We start from the raw sequence: 16,872 nt of genomic DNA, 5'->3' as shown, positions 1-16,872 counted from the left end.
CTTACTGTCAAAGGTTCAAAACAGACACCGGCAGTATCCAAATCGCAATTTATAAATGTTTTTTTAGAGGTAACCTTTTATGGGTGTAATGGAAAAAATGAGAAATAGCACCGGATTTATCCTATGGGTGCTGATAGGTTCTTTTGGCCTTTTGTGGGTTTTGGCAGATGTTAACTTTTTTGACGCAATGCAAGCCGGGCCAAACGCTTTAGGCAGTGTAAATGGTGAAAAGATTTCGAATGAAGAATATCAAAGCCGTGTCCAATACTATACGAATGCGTACAGCCAGCAAACCGGCAACTCCATGACTGCCGAAATGAGGGCTAATTATGAGAATCAGGCTTGGGAAGAATTGGTTAATTCCAGATTACTGAACCAAAAAATGGATGAGTTAGGAATTACTGTTTCAGATCAAGAAGTGCTGGATATGGTTTTCGGTGACAATCCCGCCCCCATTATCCGACAAAATTTTACTCGTGAAGACGGAACTATTGATCGTGAAGCCATCCAACAGGTTCTTTCTTCCAGTGAGTTTTCTCAACAAGCTGTAGCCCTTGAGCTTCAATTGCGTGAGCAACGCCGCCAGCAAAAATTAAATAATTATATTTCTGCAGGCCTTCAAGTAACTGAATCAGAGGTTGAGCAAGAGTTTATCAAAAACAACAGCACAGCTAACGTAAATTACATTCGCTTTCCATACAGTGAAGTTACTGAGCAGGAACTTGAGATTTCTGATCGCGAACTGCGTAATTATTACAATGACAACAAAGAACGTTACACCAGGGAAGAAAGCTATCGCTTCAGATATGTAACTTTCAGCAAATTACCCACTGCGGCGGATACTGCTCAGATTATTGAGGATGTTAGGGAACTCAAAACAGCTTTTGAAAATGCTGAAAATGACTCGCTATTTTTGGTAAGGCAAGCCTCAACAACCAATTATCGCTCTTCATTTGTAAATAGTGCTGACATTCGAGAAGAATACCAGGCAGCAGTCGATTTAAACGTTGGTGAAGTTTCAGATGTGATACTTACATCAAATCAGGCAGCCATTTTGAAAAAAGAGGCTCAGCGTGGAAACGAGATAAAATTTCAGATTATGAGCTATAATATCCAAGCTCTTCCTTCTACCATTGATGAAGCAAATGACAATGCCGCTGACTTTGAGTTTTTCGCTTCAGAAGAAACCGGTTTTGCCGAAGAAGCTGAAGCACGGGATTTGGAAGTGAAAGAAGCCTTTGCTACCAAAGGGAATAACTTTATCTCAGGTCTTGGAAGCAGTCAACAAATTATGAACTTCCTGGAATCAGCCGACGAAGGTGATATTTCAGATATACTTGAATTAAATTCTGATTTTGTAGTTCTAGAAGTTTTGGAAGTGACTCCGGAAGGCTATCGGCCACTTGATGAAGTGCGGTCTCAAGTTGAAAACATGGTAAAAATTGAACGCCGCAAGGAATTAATTAAAGAACAGGTTCAAGAACTGCTTCAGCAAAACCAAACTCTGGAAGCTCTAGCTGAAGCAGCTGACAAAGAAATTCAAAATGAAAGCAATTTGAGAGCCAGTGCCACTGTGCTTTCCGGAGCCGGACGTGAACCGATGATTATTGGAGCAATCTTTGCCCTTAACGAAGGCGAAACTTCCGATGTTTTAACCGGTAACAGTGCTGCTTTTGTAGTCGAAGTTTTAGATAAAATGGAAGCTGATATTGCCAATCTTGATCAACAAACACGCAGAGATATCAGACAGCGCTTAGAGCAACGTAAGTCTCAAGAGTTTTCTTCTGTTTGGTTAGAACAACTTCGGAAAAATGCTAAAATTGTAGACAACCGATCTCGTTTACTTCGATAAAATAAACACATCGTTTTAGATACTGAGGGTGAGGGGTTTCTTCTCACCCTTTTTTGTTATATCTGATATACAAGTAATAACAAAAAGTGTAGATTTAGTCTATGGCTTCTTCAAATACACCCTCTGACAGCTATTGGATGCAACAGGCACTCACGCTTGCCAAGAAAGGAAAGGGATACGTATCCCCAAATCCTATGGTAGGGTGTGTTATTGTCTCTAAGGAAGGTGAAAAAATTGGAGAAGGATATCATAAAAGCTTTGGAAAAGCTCATGCTGAAGTCAATGCTGTAGAGTCTGTTCAGAATAGAAAAGAACTCAAGGATGCCTCAGTATATGTTACGCTTGAACCGTGCTCTCATTACGGAAAAACACCGCCTTGTGCAGAAATGTTGGGTAAGCTTCCAATAAAAAAAGTAATCGTTGCAATGCCTGACCCAAATCCGGCGGTAAATGGAAAAGGCATCCTTCATCTTCGAAACAAAGGTATTGAGGTGGAAGTCGGGGTTTTGAAACATGAAGCAGAGGAACTCAACGAGTTTTTTATTCATCACCAGACTTTTGGCCGTCCCTTCATCACTCTTAAAATGGCACAAACTGCTGATGGTTTTCTCGCTGCTGCTGATGGTGAATCGCAATGGATAACCGGAAAACAATCTCGAAAATTGGTCCACAAATGGCGCACTGAATATGATGCCGTATTGGTAGGCAGAACTACCGTTATGGTTGATAATCCGAGCCTCACTGTCCGGCATGTTTCCGGCCGGCAACCGCAGCGTATCGTAATTGACGGCCCTTATGAATTACCTAAAGAGTTGAACCTTTTTTCCGACAAATTCGAAGAGAAAACCACCATTATTACATGGAATAAAGAGGCCTCAGCCACTGATGCAGACCCTATGTTAAAGGTGATGCAGCAAAATTATTTTCGCGGAGAAGTACTCCAGGTTTCTAAGGTTGACGGCCATGCTGACCTTAGACAGGCGTTAAAACTATTAGGTGAAAAAGGAATTTCATCCATTTTAGTAGAAGGCGGCCAGCAATTATCCTCCGCTTTAATACGTCAGGGTTTGGTAGATAAACTTGAATTATTTATTGCTCCAAAATTGTTGGGTGCAGGAACACGGTCGTTGATAAATATTGGTATCGATAAAATGAAAGAAATTGCCGAACTTAAAGAGGTTAAATGGACCCAAGTTGGAAATGATATGTTATTAACCGGATATTTCTAAAAATATGTTTACAGGAATTGTACAAGAAGTTGGGAAAGTTGTTGATATCAAATCTTTAAATGCTGGCGGACAGGAGATGAAAATTGCCTGTTCCTTTGCAGACAGCTGCCATGAAGACGAAAGCATTTCCATTAACGGAGCTTGCCATACCGTAACTGCTTTTGATAAAAAAACTTTTACTGTACAAAGCGTTGAAGAAACCTTGCGAAAAACATCCCTTGGAGCGCTCGAACAAGGCAGCCCTGTTAATCTGGAACGCTCACTTTCTTTGCAGGGCGGTATTGAAGGTCATCTTGTTCAGGGACATGTGGATATAGCCGGCATAGTAACAGAAATAGAAAAAGAAAAGACAGGCTGGTTACTAACTATTGAATATCCTGAAGAATTTAAAAATATGATTGTGGGGCGCGGCAGTGTAACCATAGAAGGAATTAGTATGACCGTTGCCCGTGATACAGGGAACTCTTTTGTTGTGGCCATTATTCCTTACACATGGAATCATACTAACTTAAAAGACAAAAGTGTGGGCGATGCCGTAAACCTTGAATTCGATATTATCGGAAAATATGTAGTAAAGTATCTGGCCGGTATTGGGCGGGATTCACTTTAGTTAATTTATACCACCAAAGCCTCTTCTGCCCGATCCACCCCTTCGCCCTGCCCCAGATGGGCTTGAGCTTCTCTCCAGATTTTTGAGGACAGGAAGTTTCTGGAATAAGCTCTGAATTTGAGAGCTATTCACGCTCAGGCGAAAGAAATAATACTGAAACTCTCCAAAAGGATTAATCTGGAATGAAAGATCCCAACACTCCAGATTCCGGGTAAGTGAAAATTGGGATGGCGTAAACTCACTTTCTATAAAATCATACCCTACATCTGTGTTAAAACGCCATTTTGGAGTTAAATTGAAAGATATGCTTGAAGCACGTAAAGTTGCTCTCTTTTCTGGCTTTTCCCCAAAGCGATAACGCCAACTATAACTGAAATTCAATGATACACTCCAGGGAGAATTTACCGGTGGAATCGGCTCATATCCAAACCGGGAATCAACAGGATGAAATGTAGATTGGTTATAGGGATCATACCTTCGGCGATACTCAGGGGTGTATACCTTAATTCCATTCCCTCCCCTGAACGAGGTACTTGCATTGACCGAGAATGATCTCATTTGAGCCAGCTTTTTCCCATCTTCAATAAAAAACCTGTCATATTCTCTTCCCGTAGAGTCAAATTGATAGAATGAAAAGTCAGCAGAAGCTCTCAGATTTAATCCCGGAATCGCACTGGAACTTATGCTTGTATTTAATGAACTGAGCTTCAAGCTATCGGCCGCAAAATTATATGATGAACTCAAAGAAAGGTTGTCAATAAATCGAATATTATTTTCTGACACTTCGCCGGTGCTGTCTCGCTTTACCATCTTTGTTTCAAATACATTTCTGACAGAGAAATTAAGTGACCGTTGTTCTCCTCTTCCCGGACCTCTGAAAATCTCATTCTCAAAAATTGAGTATTGTCGTGTGTTTTCCAAACTATCCGTTTGTACCGTTCTGTAATATCCCCACTTTTCCTTGCTGAAATCCGGCCGGTAACTAAAACCAATAGAAGGGCGCACCGTATGCCGAACTCCTTCAAAGTTTCCTATTTTCATGTTTGAAATTCCATAAAACGTAGTTCCAAAATTCATGCTGGTGCTAAAGTCCCGGGCTGCTTTAAACCCATAAACTTTTTCCGTTTCAACCCGGTTTGAATCAGCATTCCATGACTTTCTGGTTGACGACGGATACCAGTATTCATTCATATTTAAGCCTGCGGAAATATTCAAAAACTGGCTTGGGATTACTTGGCCTATCTGCAGCCCGGCTGATTGTTGAAATCCGGCCTGGATATAATTGTCGTTCCCGGTTGCTTCTTCATATAAATCGGGATCCATCAGAGCATCAAAGAAAGAAATTTCGGAGCTGTCCGCATCAATCGGATCAAAGTTAAAGCGAGACCGGAGTGAATTATCGTAACTTAAGCTAATGGTTTCATACCAGCTTTGACCTCCGGTTGTGGAATTACCCTGAAATGGAGAAAATGTTTTTAACCTGAAATTAGCCGTGGGGCCACTAAGACTGGTAGAGTAGTTTGTAAAGTTTTGAGCCAACTGAGCATTGGTACTGAAAGTAAACAGATTTTCAGGGTGTTTATAATTGTAAGATAGCTTTGAATTGGAGTTAGTTTCTGCCCTATCGTTAATATCGTATGAGTTTCTTTTATTATAGTCCGCAGTTCTCAAGTTTACATTTGCAGATAATGAAGAAAAAGGAGAGATCGTCTGATTGTGTTGAATTGATAGTGACTTCTGTATCGTTTCCGTAAAGCCGGGGTCTGTAGGTTCCAACCCCCTATCTTTCGAATATCCTAACCGAACTGAACCATTATACTGGTTTGTGTTACTGTATTGCACTGATCCATTTACATAAACGGTACCTGAAGTATAAATATCTCCATCAACCTGACCGGTGAGATAATCGTTAAAGTATTGGAACCAACCTACATTTTGCAAGCCAAGCCCCCGGTTATTTTGATTTTGGAATGCATAAGTAGGGGTTAAAAGTCCCGAACGTTTTTGATCAATATCTGTGGGGACATATCCAAAAGGAAAAATAATCGGATATGGAATATCCAGGATATAAAGCTGAGCATTGCTAAAAAATAACTCATCCTGATCTACCACCTTCATTTTTTTTGCCTTTAGATAGTAATACATGTATTCCGGAGGACAAGTAGAATAAATACCATCTTCTATAAAAACTTCACTTTCATTAATGTTTTTAATTTTTGAGCCTATCAGGTGTCCCTCTGCGACTTTAACCTGGGCAGCCTCGAATTTTCCTTTTTCGGTTTTATAATTGAAAAGTATCCGGTTACTTTTAATTTCATCCGATTCCCGAACCAGAACAGGACGGGAAAGAGTATCTTCAGGAGTTAATGTTTTAGCCTCTACTGTTGTTTTTTCAATGTCCATATTAATTTCACCGGCCCGCAATTCACCTGAACTGTGCTTAACCTGTGCAGAGCCGAATAAAAAGGCTTTTTTTCCGCCTTCAAAGTCAATAATCAAGGAATCAGACGATTGAAACCGGACGGCATTTTCCGGTACAGATGAACCCGGTCTTGCACCTGAGTTCTGGGGAGGTGTATCCGTAGTATCAGCAGCTGTTACATTGGTATTTACCCTATCCTGATTCTGACGAACCAAAGTGGTATCCGTTTTTTGGGCTAAAACAGGGATACTCATCAAAAAAAACAGGCAAATAGCTGAGGTGTATTTGCCTATATGTTTCTTTTTGACGAAAAGCATGAGAATTATTAATTAAGAAAAAGAATCAAAAGCCAAGCCGGCAGCACCTAACAGAGCACTGTCATTTCCAAGGTCTTCATAAACGAGCTCAAAGCCTTTTTTGAACGGCTCCATCATGTGTTTTCGTACAATTTCTTTTGCCGGTTCAAAAAGAAAGTCCCCGGCTTTAGAAACTCCGCCGCTTACCACAAACTTACGAATGTCCATCATATGCACATAATTTATAATTGCATAACCCAACCTTTGACCACTTTTCGCCAAAATCTCTATAGCCAGTTCATTTCCTTGTTTTGCCGCATTGGTTAGATCAACCGGTTCCAGCTTATCAAAATTGTTTGCAAATTTTTTATAGAGAGGATTCGACGGATTTTGAGAAATCAAATCGGTAGCAAATCTGCTCAAAAATCTTTGTCCTAAATACGCTTCTACTGTTCCACGGGTAACACTGTTCGAAAGGGGACCGTGATAATCTATAATCACATGACCAAGTTCTCCGGCCATTCCTTCAGTGCCTTTGAACAGACTTCGTTCATAAATGATCCCTCCTCCCACACCGGTTCCCAAAGTAATCATAATAAAGCTGTCAAATCTTTGACCTATCCCAAAATGCATAGAACCCAAAGCAGCTATATTGGCATCATTTTCAATTTTACAGGGGATGTTTGTTCTACTTGTAATCTCTTCAGCGGCATTCACCGACTCCCAACCCGGCAAATTCGGAGGATTGTTAACCGTTGTTTGATCTTTAGACACCATTCCGGGCAATCCCATCCCTATGCCAATGATTTCATGGTCTTTTTTTAGGTCTTTTGCCGTTTCAGCAATACGATCCAACAAGTGATCCCGTCCCAGATTTGCTTGTGTGGGCGTGGTAACTTGTTCAATTATACCTTTTTCTTTATCCACTACGGCGGCTTTAATATTCGTGCCGCCTAGATCTACACCAATAGCTTTCATTCTGTCTGGCTTAGAAGCTTATTTTTTCTTTCCGAAGAAGATAATGGGCATCTCTGCACGAACCAAACAGAAGTCCTAATTCTCACGCTTAACTTTATAGACAGTTTCACCGGGTTTTCTCATACCATATTCTTCGCGGGCAATCTTTTCGAGGAGGGCAGCATCGTTATTCAAATGCTCAATTTTTGTTTTTAGCTCTTCCGATTGGGTATTTAGTGTTTCAGTACGTTCCCTGAGCTCTTTTTTTTGAGAGTTTAAATCCCAGCGCGTTTTTAGGCTATATGAGTCAATAAAAGCAAACCAGACAATTACAAAAGCGGTGAGTAACATCACCAAGACAGATTTCTTCCACCGAAGAGGGTTTAAAAATTGTAGGTTCATAAATAGGCCTGTAGATTTCTGTTATCAATATAAAATACATTATTTTGATTATTAAGTACAATGAGGTGTTTTTCTGTTTATTCTCAAAACGAAAAACGGATTGGGGTTTCCTTTAATGTGTCGACTGATTACTCTAATACTTACTACACATTATGAAGGAACGGCTCGAAAACAGAAAAAAGAATTTTGGAAAAGACCGGTAAAAATTACATCCTATCGTTGCTATAGATCAGCTACTGTAATAAAAAACCCCATCCGAGGTCAATCGTATGGGGCTGGTCAAGAGAGAGTCATTATGAAAATCTTAAAAAAATAGTGTGAATCGGGAGGGGCTCGAACCCTCGACCCACGGCTTAAAAGGCCGTTGCTCTACCAACTGAGCTACCGATTCTCAATTCAGATTCCAAAGATAAGGCATTTATCAATTAGAGTACAACGAAAAAACTTACTTTTTTAGTCATTATTTCTCATTGCCTTTCAGAATCTGAACCAAATCAGTTTCAATCAGCTGGTGTGGTTTTTCTTCAATTCGTCCTAATTCAACATCGCCTTTTAAAACCACAACGGTCGGAATATATTTGATCTCAAACTTTTTTAAAAATGATTCTGGAATTTTTTTTTGAATATCCACACCAATGTACTCAGGCTGTATAAAAGACGTGTTTGCCAACTTTAATGATTTCATTAGTCCGGGAATATATTTTTTTGATTCCCTGCACCAATTTCCGAAAAACACATACAAAGTTACAGAATCCTGTTGAGTACTTAAATATTCGACGGCCTTTTCGTCCGGTTTGTACCTGTTTATATATATTTCAAAGATTCGGTCTTGCTCCACAATTTCTTCTGCTGTAACCGGCCCTGTCAAATCTGAAGTCTGTCCATAAGCAAAATCCATATTCAACATTCCAAATAAAACAATAGTAATAAATAACGCTTGTCTTGCAGAGTTCATAAGGATTTCTGTTTTTTGGATAGTATCTTCACTCAAATTAACATCTTTCATACAGAATTATGTCGAGTATTTTCACCAAAATTGTTAAAGGCGAAATTCCAAGTTATAAGATTGCTGAAGATAAAAAGCATTTTGCTTTTTTAGATATCAATCCGGCAGCTAAAGGACATACCCTCTGCATACCAAAAAAAGAGGTGGATTATCTTTTTGACCTGGAACCTGATGAACTTGCTGCTTTAACACAATTTTCACAAAAAGTAGCTATGGGCATAGACAAGGCGTTGAAACCTATTCGCACAGGAGTAATAGTTGAGGGGTTGGAAGTACCCCATGCACATATTCACCTTATCCCCATTTATAAAGAATCACAAGCATTCAGTCTTGGGAAGAAAGTTGAATTAACTAAAGACGAAATGAAAAAACTGGCAGATCAAATAAGCCAAAACATCACATTATGAAAATCCTGATTATTAATGGACCGAATCTGAATTTATTGGGAAAGCGCAATCCCGGGTTGTATGGCTCCGGAAGTCTTCAAGAACTTCAAGATTTCCTAAAAGCTGAATTCCCCAATCATTCTCTCGAATTCTTTCAAAGCAATATTGAAGGGGAACTCATCGATAAAGTACAGCAAGCCATGGAAGATAATACGAATGGATTAATTATAAATCCCGGCGGATATTCTCATACCTCAGTGGCACTTCGGGATGCATTAGAACCTTTAGAGGTACCCAAAGTTGAAGTTCATATTTCCAATATCCATGCCCGGGAAGAATTTAGAGAAAAATCTATCACCGGAAGTGTTATGAGCGGTATTATAACAGGGTTTGGTAAATACAGTTATGTATTGGGAATTCAGGCATTGGAAAAACTTGAAAAACAGCAGTGATTACTTCCACTTAATTCAGATATAACCAAATTACCGCATTGACTAAACTCAAAGAACTTTTTTCTGACACCTTGGTTTACGGCATCAGCAGCGTGCTGGCAAGGTTTATCGGGTATCTTTTGGTTCCACTGCATACCGGGGTTTTTGATCAAGATCAGTATGGGGTAATCAGCTTGATTTTTGCGGCTATAGCCCTATTCAATGTACTTTTTACGATGGGGATGGAATCGGCCTACATCCGCTACGGCAAAGACCGTGATGAAGCCAAAAGTATTTTTAAAACCTTACAGCTATTTCTGTTAGGCACTTCCGGCATCTTTGTATTGGTAATCTGGATGGCACAGCCGCTTATTTCTCCAATGATCGGGCTTGAACCCGGCGACCCGATATTATGGATGATGTTGGGCATTCTCTTTTTTGATACCATTGCCGTGGTTCCGTTTGCAGAGTTACGGCTGGTACGTAAATCCCTCTCGTTTGCTATCATCAAAACCGGGAATGTATTAGTAAATATAGGTCTTAATTTTTATCTCATCCTTGGGCTTAACTATGGCATTGAAGCTGTGTTCATAAGCAATCTGGCGGCTTCACTTTTAACAGCCCTGGCGACCTGGCTGATAACCCTTCCCATGTTTGCAGGGACCTGGAACAAAGAACTGCTCAAGAAAACCTTATTTTTTGGTTTGCCCTTTGTACCCGCGGGTTTTGGACATGTGATTAATGAACTGATGGACCGTTTTTTCCTGAAATCCATGGATCCTGAAACTGTAGAAGTACTTTATGGGCCGGACTATTCTCCAGACGATATTGTCGGAATATACAGCGCCTGTTATAAATTGGCCGTTTTCATGCTGTTGTTGGTACAAATGTTTCGAATGGCATGGCAGCCCTTTTTTATGCGGCAGTCAGAAGAAGAATCGGCGCCAAGAACATTTTCTCAAACTTTTTCACTATTCAATTTTGCTGCAGCAGTTATTTTTCTTTCTGTAGCCCTTTTTGCTGAACAAATTGTATCTATAAAAGTACCCTTCCTCGATTTTTATTTAGTAGATGAAAAATTCTGGGGTGGACTAGTTATTGTTCCCGTTTTGCTGTTGGCATACTGGTTCCAGGGTTGGTATATAAATTTTTCAGCCGGAATTTTTATCAGTGAAACCACAAAACGCTTACCCCAGATCACCCTAATTGGTGCCGGTATTACCATTATAGCAAACCTGATTATGATTCCATTTTTCGGCATGATGGGATCTGCCCTAGCCACTCTAATGAGCTATTCTGTAATGGCCCTGCTGATTTATTATTACTCAACCACTGCTTTTTCAGTGCCTTATAAATTGGTTTCCGGTTTTGGAGTTATGTTGCTTGCTGCCGGCTTTTATTATCTTAAACCTACGGTCATTAACTTTGGATTAAGTGACCTTGCCGCTTCTGTTTTATTGTTAATAGCCGGATTACTGTCCATCAGTTTAATCACATACAAAACTTTAGTTCTTTCCCGGGAATCCTAATTACTTTTAAGATTATTGATTAATTAATTAGGTTGATTCTGTGCTATTTTTTTGAGTTAATTGATTGGTGGACTTAGAGTTAATATATACGTAGGCAACTCTCTTCCATTCGATATTATTTATTAAAATTACCAATACCCGGATATTATTATGAATACAAAAGAGCGCGTGGGAATTTATGTGGATGCCGTTAACGTCACTATGAATGGAGGTTTCGGGCTTCGATACGATATTTTAAGAATGTTTGCATGCCGAGGTGGCGGTGTGGCCTCCCGTTTAAATGTATATCTATGCTATGATGCCGATCGCCTTAAGGAAGATCATGACTATCGTAAAAAAACCCATCGATTTTGTGAAGTACTTCGGGATTTTGAATACAAAGTGACCGAGAAACCGGTTCAAACATATACAAACCACGAAACCGGGGAAAAAATATCAAAGTCTACCATTGACATGGATATGGCGGTAGATATGCTGGTGCAAGCCGACTATCTTGATAAAATTGTGCTGCTCAGCAGCAGTGGAAGCTACGTGAGTGTAGTAAATGCTTTACAAAATAAGGGTTGCCGTGTAGAACTGGTTGGTTTTGATAATATCTCTTCCTCCCTAAAAAGAACTGTTGATTCATCAGTATCCGGATATTTAATTCCGGGGTTGTTACCCATTGAATCTCCTTACGAATGGGGGGAAAATGGTTCACGTGTTCGGGGTGTTTGCTATGATTTTACTCAAGATGAAGGTTATGGCTTTCTTCGGTTTCTCACCCGCAAAGAAGATTGTCTGTGGATAACTGACTCCCGAGAGGAAAGCTCACCCTACAAAACCGTATTTGCCCACATCTCACAATTTGAAGGTGATTTTGATACCAGCTATCTCCCCAGTCGTGATCTCATTTTTGAATTTGATATCACCGAAAATGACAAAGGATTAATTGCGGAGAATATTGTTTTAGTAAGTGCACCTTAAAGCATTCCCATTATTTCCTTAACATTTGGGAATGATCTTACAGCTTTCCTACCTTTATTTCATATGGATCATCAACACTTTCACATAAAAAACATGGTATGCAGCCATTGCGGCGAAGTGCTCCGGGAAAAACTGGATCAGGCCGGGTTTCCCGTAAAGAAAGTAGAGCTCGGGGAAGTCACCTTGCAAAACCCTATTGATAAAGACCAACAAGAGGATTTTACCGAATTGGTTCGCAAGCATGGATTTGATGTTATTAATGACCAAAACAGCCGACTCGTTGAGCAAATAAAACAACTTATCATTCAATTGGTTCGTACAGGACGCAAACTTGAAAGCCCGCTTTCCGATTATCTCGCCAAAAAGCTTCATAAAGATTATCAACAACTGAGCCGTTTATTTTCAGGGGTAGAGGGAAAATCCATAGAACGCTACTACATCCTTCAAAAAATTGAGCGCGCTAAAGAATTGATAGTGTATGGCGAGCAAAGCCTAAGTGAAATTGCCTACAACCTTGGCTACAGCAGTCAGCAACACTTTTCCAGGCAATTCAAAAAAGAAACCGGCTTATCCCCCTCACATTTCAGTGAGATCAAAGAAAACCGACGTATTTCCATTGATGAGGTCTAACACAATCCTGCACAAGAAAGACAGAAAAGTGTAAGACTCCTTTTTCCCTTCTTAATACTTTAGGACCCGATATTAAAAAACCACTCCTTCTTACATGGAATTCATAAAAAAGTACTATGAGGTTGTTTGGTCGGCCGTTTTTTTAATTGCGGCTTTGGCCGTTCAGCATTGGATTGACTTTTCCGGAAATGAGTATGTATTCTTACCCTTCTACCTCATTTCCTACCTGTTTGTGGGAGCGCCGGTTTGGATTAAGGCTTTCAAATCCATCCAAAAAGGAACCATCTTCAGTGAATTCCTGCTAATGGGAATTGCAACGGTTGGGGCGTTTATTCTTGGGGAATATGCCGAAGGAGTCGCTGTAATGCTCTTCTATATGATAGGAGAATATGCCCAGGGAAATGCTGTACGAAAGGCACGCCATTCTATTGAATCTCTCATTAACCAGCAACCGGATATTGCTGCTGTGGAGCGAAACGGGGGGACAGAAGAAGTTCATCCTTCAGAAGTAGAAAGCGGAGAGATCATTCAAGTAAAACCCGGTGCCAAGGTTCCGCTCGATGGTGAACTGCTCACCAATCGGGCTTCATTCAATACCGCCGCTTTAACGGGAGAATCCAAGCCGATGTCCCGAAATGCCGGAGAGGAAGTTTGGGCCGGATCTGTCAACGAACTCGTTCCGGTACGCATAAAAGTCACCAAGGGTTATGAAGATTCGCGCCTTTCCGATATCCTAAATATGGTACAGGAAGCTTCACAACGCAAAGCCCCCACTCAACGCTTTATGACCCGTTTTGCCAAAATTTATACCCCGATTGTGGTATGGCTGGCCGTAACTCTCACATTCCTGCCCTGGCTGTTTGTTGAATCATATGTATTTGAAGATTGGTTTTACCGCGCATTGATCTTTCTTGTAGTTTCCTGTCCGTGTGGGTTAGTGATTTCTATTCCACTGGGATACTTCGGGGGAATAGGGGCCGCTTCCCAGAATGGCATTCTCCTGAAGGGTTCCGATTATCTTGACCAGCTTCGGAAAATGAAAACCCTGTTTTTGGATAAAACCGGAACCATGACCGAAGGGGTTTTTGAAGTACAGGAGATCCATTCCGTAAATGGGCATGAAACTTCCCAAATATTGCAATTAGCTGCTTCACTGGAACAACACTCATCTCACCCTGTAGCAAAAGCCATTATCCAGTTTACCAACGGTCAGGAAATCCCGGAAGCCGACGATATACAGGAAATACCCGGCCGTGGCCTTAAAGGAACTATCGGGGAAGAGGAAATTCTGGTAGGCAATCGAAAATTACTGGAGGAGCATGAAGTTTCTGTTTCTGAAATTGATAATGGCAAACCATCTGCCTTCGTATATATAGCTGCTGATGGAATACATATCGGAACCATTTTGATTTCCGACAAAATAAAAACAGATGCCATACAAGCCCTTAAAGAACTTCGGAATTTAGGTGTTAGTGAATTGATCATGCTATCCGGTGATAATCAGCAGACCACGGATTCTATAGCCAAAGAGCTTGGTATCGATCAGGCCTTTGGCGGATTGCTTCCTGACGGGAAATATGAGAAAGTAAAAGAATCCTTACGTTCGAATCACGTTGTTGGGTTTGTGGGAGACGGGTTGAATGATGCGCCGGTAATCACTCTGGCCGATGTGGGTATTGCCATGGGCGGCATGGGCTCGGATGCTGCTATCGAAACAGCGGATGTGGTCATCCAGACTGACCAGCCGTCAAAAATTCCGCAGGCTATCCGTATTGCAAAATTTACACACAAAGTGGTTTGGCAGAATATTGGCTTTGCCTTGGGAATTAAGATCTTGGTGATGGCTCTTGCCGCCGTTGGCATTGCAACCATGTGGGAAGCTATTTTTGCGGACGTGGGCGTTGCTTTAATAGCAATTGCGAATGCCATTCGTGTTCAGAGAAACTTCTCAGATGAAAAATTATCGCTTTTGGCTTTCTTCGGAATCGATAAAACATACTCCGAATCAAATAAAGCCTCCGAAAACTGTTGTGAAGTTTGCTGATAAATGCAGCCATCAAATCCATCGACGGACTTCCTTTTTATACTCCAAAAATTTATCCCCGAACTTCTGCTTCATGGCCTCTTCTTCTGGTTTGATCTGAAATTCATTCATGTACCAAACAAAAAGTGGAAGAATTATCAGGATAAATGCATTTCCCCAATAAAACACCGGGCTCAACAAAACAATCAGCAGCCCCAAATACATTGGGTTTCGGGAGAATTTATAGACTCCTGACTGAACAAATTTTTTGGTGTTCTCAGGTTTATGTGGATTTACCGTAGTGGATTCTCGGGCAAACTCTATCACTCCAAGTACACCGATCAACCCACCTAAGGTCATCAACCCAATAGCGATGAATTTTCCTGCTTCAAATAGAACGCTTTGGTTAGGGATAAAATGATGGATTGTCCACATCAAGCCAATGCAAATCAGGAAAATAATGACGGGTGGTATTTTCAGTTTTAGCATGAGTTTATTATTGAGCTTTCAGACTATAGTCTTCATTTCTATAAAACCCCAACTTTCGATAATATCATATACACTCCGCTGATCACCATAACGCCGAGGACATATTTTCGGAAGGTTTCATCAGTCATGAAGCTAAGCAATTTCTTGCCGATTAGGTTGCCGGCTGTGGCCCCCAAGCCGAGAATGATTCCAAAGACCCAAAGGTCTCCATACAAAGCCCCGATAAAAGTATAAGTTCCGATCTGCACGGCTCCCATAAAAAAGGAATTGGCAGTTTTAGTGGCAATCATTTCTTCTTTCAGGATACCGGCATTCAGGTAAAAAGGATTGAGAACGGGGCCGAGTCCGCCAACTATGGTTGAGATCGTTGCCACTCCGACACCAAGCGGAAGCCAATACCATTTCTTCATCTCAAATGTTCGTTCTTTCTTCCCAAAACGATATTGAAAAACCGTACTGACCAAAAATACCCCTATAATGACCTGAAACCAATCAGCCTCAACCCGGGTAAACAACCATCCGGCCAGCAGTACGCCGGTTACGGCAGCTGGGGCGTACCATTGCACCACATCCCAACGAATATCTTTCCAAAAGATGATCAATCTTGATGGCCGCCCAATCATATCTCCCAGATTTATGATAGGAGCCACCGCTTTTGAGCCTACCATAAAATTCATAACCGGGATCATGATTAATGAACCTCCACCCCCAGCAATTACTGAAATAATATATGCTCCCATACCCGCAAAGAAGACACCAGCATACATCCACCAGGGTTCTGTAAACAGGGATTCGATCATTGAATGAATCTATTTTTGAAAATGATCTTGGGCCAGTAAAGAGCGCGTTGCAATGCTTCCTTACTAACTTTTCCAAAGTTAGTATGAGTAGAATTATATTTACGCATCCTTTTTAACTTTGGAAAAGTTGTTGTGGTATCTTCATTTATAAAAATCTGCGACAATCCGTCCAATCCCCGTTCCATTATGAAATCTTATCAAGGGATTTGCGCTCGGGATTTTGCAGCTTTTGATATTCACTCATACTCATCCCCGTTATTTCCTTAAACTGCCGGGAAAGATGTTGCAGATTTTTATATCCAAGTTTATAAGCAATTTCGCTAAAGCTGAGATTCCCATATTCTACTAATTCTTTAGCTTTTTCAATTTTAAGCCGGATGAAATATTTTTCGATGGTGATTTCTTCCTTTCTCGAAAACACCCGGGATATGGACGTGTAGCTTTTTGTCAATTTTTTTGCCAGATAATCCGAAAGCGAGACCTCCTCCGTTTCCAGGCTGCCCGAATCTACCCACTCAATCAACGTAGTTTTCACCCGTTCGACCAAAACTGACTCATCATCTTTAATCAACCCAAAATTGAACCGTTCCAGTTCTTTTTCGATTTCATGCATGGTCGGCTTTTCCCCTTTTCGGGTGACTTCCGCTTTCCCCAATTGCACGTGATTGACTTCCAGCCCAAGCGCCGTAAGCGCAGTTTCAATAACCATCTCACAGCGGTCACAAACCATGTTTTTAATATGCAGTGTCATTTTTTCCATAGCCTTAATGTAAACAGAAGTAGAAGAAACTGCATTCAACGAAAATCAGCCTTACAGGATTTAAAGAAAGACTTATCTAATTTT

At 40.8% G+C, this 16,872-nt stretch carries 16 protein-coding genes and 1 tRNA gene; 9 read left to right on the top strand and 8 right to left on the bottom strand.

The features are described from left to right. Nucleotides 1-97: 97 nt before the first annotated feature. The 3 genes from HUJ22_RS12125 (at nt 98) to HUJ22_RS12115 (ending at nt 3,691) form a co-directional block, all read left to right on the top strand. Complete coding sequence (locus HUJ22_RS12125) at nt 98-1,852, top strand: SurA N-terminal domain-containing protein (protein ID WP_290877900.1); 1,755 nt, start codon at nt 98-100, stop codon at nt 1,850-1,852. Nucleotides 1,853-1,953: 101 nt separating this feature from the next. Further along, nucleotides 1,954-3,081 (top strand): bifunctional diaminohydroxyphosphoribosylaminopyrimidine deaminase/5-amino-6-(5-phosphoribosylamino)uracil reductase RibD, encoded by a 1,128-nt coding sequence (gene ribD / locus HUJ22_RS12120; protein WP_290877899.1) that lies wholly within the window; start codon nt 1,954-1,956, stop codon nt 3,079-3,081. A gap of 4 nt (nt 3,082-3,085) precedes the next feature. Then, entirely contained in the window at nt 3,086-3,691 is a 606-nt protein-coding gene (locus HUJ22_RS12115) for a riboflavin synthase (RefSeq protein WP_290877898.1), read from the top strand. Here the strand turns inward: HUJ22_RS12115 and HUJ22_RS12110 are convergent, their stop codons facing one another. The 5 genes from HUJ22_RS12110 to HUJ22_RS12090 form a co-directional block, all read right to left on the bottom strand. Beyond that, the gene (locus HUJ22_RS12110) at nt 3,692-6,430 is read right to left on the bottom strand and encodes a putative LPS assembly protein LptD (protein WP_290877897.1); all 2,739 of its coding nucleotides are present in this window, start codon (nt 6,428-6,430) and stop codon (nt 3,692-3,694) included. A gap of 12 nt (nt 6,431-6,442) precedes the next feature. Next, nucleotides 6,443-7,387, bottom strand: a complete 945-nt coding sequence (locus tag HUJ22_RS12105; protein WP_290877895.1) for an ROK family protein — start codon at nt 7,385-7,387, stop codon at nt 6,443-6,445. A gap of 75 nt (nt 7,388-7,462) precedes the next feature. Continuing rightward, nucleotides 7,463-7,768: a septum formation initiator family protein gene (locus HUJ22_RS12100; RefSeq protein ID WP_290877893.1), complete on the bottom strand. Its 306-nt coding sequence runs from the start codon at nt 7,766-7,768 to the stop codon at nt 7,463-7,465. Between the two features lie 318 nt (nt 7,769-8,086). Then, a tRNA-Lys gene (locus HUJ22_RS12095) sits at nt 8,087-8,159 on the bottom strand. A gap of 69 nt (nt 8,160-8,228) precedes the next feature. Further along, nucleotides 8,229-8,723 carry a hypothetical protein gene (locus HUJ22_RS12090; protein WP_290877891.1) on the bottom strand — a complete coding sequence of 165 codons (495 nt, stop codon included), beginning with the start codon at nt 8,721-8,723 and terminating at the stop codon, nt 8,229-8,231. 59 nt (nt 8,724-8,782) lie between these two features. Between HUJ22_RS12090 and HUJ22_RS12085 the strand changes: the two genes are divergently transcribed. The 6 genes from HUJ22_RS12085 (at nt 8,783) to HUJ22_RS12060 (ending at nt 14,760) form a co-directional block, all read left to right on the top strand. After that, complete coding sequence (locus HUJ22_RS12085; protein ID WP_290877889.1) at nt 8,783-9,181, top strand: HIT family protein; 399 nt, start codon at nt 8,783-8,785, stop codon at nt 9,179-9,181. Continuing rightward, complete coding sequence (gene aroQ / locus HUJ22_RS12080; protein ID WP_290877886.1) at nt 9,178-9,612, top strand: type II 3-dehydroquinate dehydratase; 435 nt, start codon at nt 9,178-9,180, stop codon at nt 9,610-9,612. The genes HUJ22_RS12085 and aroQ overlap by 4 nt, the downstream gene beginning before the upstream one ends. 38 nt (nt 9,613-9,650) lie before the next feature. Continuing rightward, nucleotides 9,651-11,120: an oligosaccharide flippase family protein gene (locus HUJ22_RS12075; RefSeq protein WP_290877883.1), complete on the top strand. Its 1,470-nt coding sequence runs from the start codon at nt 9,651-9,653 to the stop codon at nt 11,118-11,120. A 150-nt stretch (nt 11,121-11,270) separates the two neighbouring features. Next, nucleotides 11,271-12,086, top strand: a complete 816-nt coding sequence (locus HUJ22_RS12070) for an NYN domain-containing protein (RefSeq protein ID WP_290877880.1) — start codon at nt 11,271-11,273, stop codon at nt 12,084-12,086. Between the two features lie 63 nt (nt 12,087-12,149). After that, a complete protein-coding gene (locus HUJ22_RS12065; RefSeq protein ID WP_290877878.1) occupies nt 12,150-12,716 on the top strand; it encodes an AraC family transcriptional regulator in 567 nt (188 codons plus the stop codon). 94 nt (nt 12,717-12,810) lie between these two features. After that, the gene (locus tag HUJ22_RS12060) at nt 12,811-14,760 is read left to right on the top strand and encodes a heavy metal translocating P-type ATPase (RefSeq protein ID WP_290877876.1); all 1,950 of its coding nucleotides are present in this window, start codon (nt 12,811-12,813) and stop codon (nt 14,758-14,760) included. A 12-nt stretch (nt 14,761-14,772) separates the two neighbouring features. On the opposite strand, the gene HUJ22_RS12055 is transcribed toward HUJ22_RS12060, so the two are convergent. The 3 genes from HUJ22_RS12055 to HUJ22_RS12045 form a co-directional block, all read right to left on the bottom strand. Then, nucleotides 14,773-15,228, bottom strand: a complete 456-nt coding sequence (locus HUJ22_RS12055; RefSeq protein WP_290877873.1) for an isoprenylcysteine carboxylmethyltransferase family protein — start codon at nt 15,226-15,228, stop codon at nt 14,773-14,775. Nucleotides 15,229-15,266: 38 nt separating this feature from the next. Continuing rightward, entirely contained in the window at nt 15,267-16,028 is a 762-nt protein-coding gene (locus tag HUJ22_RS12050; RefSeq protein WP_290877870.1) for a sulfite exporter TauE/SafE family protein, read from the bottom strand. A gap of 184 nt (nt 16,029-16,212) precedes the next feature. Beyond that, nucleotides 16,213-16,788: a helix-turn-helix domain-containing protein gene (locus tag HUJ22_RS12045; RefSeq protein ID WP_290877867.1), complete on the bottom strand. Its 576-nt coding sequence runs from the start codon at nt 16,786-16,788 to the stop codon at nt 16,213-16,215. Nucleotides 16,789-16,872 lie beyond the last annotated feature (84 nt).

It is taken from the genome of Gracilimonas sp. (assembly GCF_014762685.1).
In the GTDB taxonomy this organism is placed as follows: domain Bacteria; phylum Bacteroidota; class Rhodothermia; order Balneolales; family Balneolaceae; genus Gracilimonas.
The sequence above is the reverse complement of the archived record's forward strand: the minus strand, read 5'-3'. Positions and strand labels throughout refer to the sequence as shown.

Excerpts from the sequence above, each read along its gene's own strand:
- HUJ22_RS12125 (WP_290877900.1), top strand. The coding sequence starts at position 98 with ATGAGAAATAGCACCGGATTTATCCTATGGGTGCTGATAGGTTCTTTT.
- ribD (WP_290877899.1), top strand. The coding sequence starts at position 1,954 with ATGGCTTCTTCAAATACACCCTCTGACAGCTATTGGATGCAACAGGCA.
- HUJ22_RS12115 (WP_290877898.1), top strand. The coding sequence starts at position 3,086 with ATGTTTACAGGAATTGTACAAGAAGTTGGGAAAGTTGTTGATATCAAA.
- HUJ22_RS12110 (WP_290877897.1), bottom strand. The coding sequence starts at position 6,430 with ATGCTTTTCGTCAAAAAGAAACATATAGGCAAATACACCTCAGCTATT.
- HUJ22_RS12105 (WP_290877895.1), bottom strand. The coding sequence starts at position 7,387 with ATGAAAGCTATTGGTGTAGATCTAGGCGGCACGAATATTAAAGCCGCC.
- HUJ22_RS12100 (WP_290877893.1), bottom strand. The coding sequence starts at position 7,768 with ATGAACCTACAATTTTTAAACCCTCTTCGGTGGAAGAAATCTGTCTTG.
- HUJ22_RS12090 (WP_290877891.1), bottom strand. The coding sequence starts at position 8,723 with ATGAACTCTGCAAGACAAGCGTTATTTATTACTATTGTTTTATTTGGA.
- HUJ22_RS12085 (WP_290877889.1), top strand. The coding sequence starts at position 8,783 with ATGTCGAGTATTTTCACCAAAATTGTTAAAGGCGAAATTCCAAGTTAT.
- aroQ (WP_290877886.1), top strand. The coding sequence starts at position 9,178 with ATGAAAATCCTGATTATTAATGGACCGAATCTGAATTTATTGGGAAAG.
- HUJ22_RS12070 (WP_290877880.1), top strand. The coding sequence starts at position 11,271 with ATGAATACAAAAGAGCGCGTGGGAATTTATGTGGATGCCGTTAACGTC.
- HUJ22_RS12065 (WP_290877878.1), top strand. The coding sequence starts at position 12,150 with ATGGATCATCAACACTTTCACATAAAAAACATGGTATGCAGCCATTGC.
- HUJ22_RS12060 (WP_290877876.1), top strand. The coding sequence starts at position 12,811 with ATGGAATTCATAAAAAAGTACTATGAGGTTGTTTGGTCGGCCGTTTTT.
- HUJ22_RS12055 (WP_290877873.1), bottom strand. The coding sequence starts at position 15,228 with ATGCTAAAACTGAAAATACCACCCGTCATTATTTTCCTGATTTGCATT.
- HUJ22_RS12050 (WP_290877870.1), bottom strand. The coding sequence starts at position 16,028 with ATGATCGAATCCCTGTTTACAGAACCCTGGTGGATGTATGCTGGTGTC.
- HUJ22_RS12045 (WP_290877867.1), bottom strand. The coding sequence starts at position 16,788 with ATGGAAAAAATGACACTGCATATTAAAAACATGGTTTGTGACCGCTGT.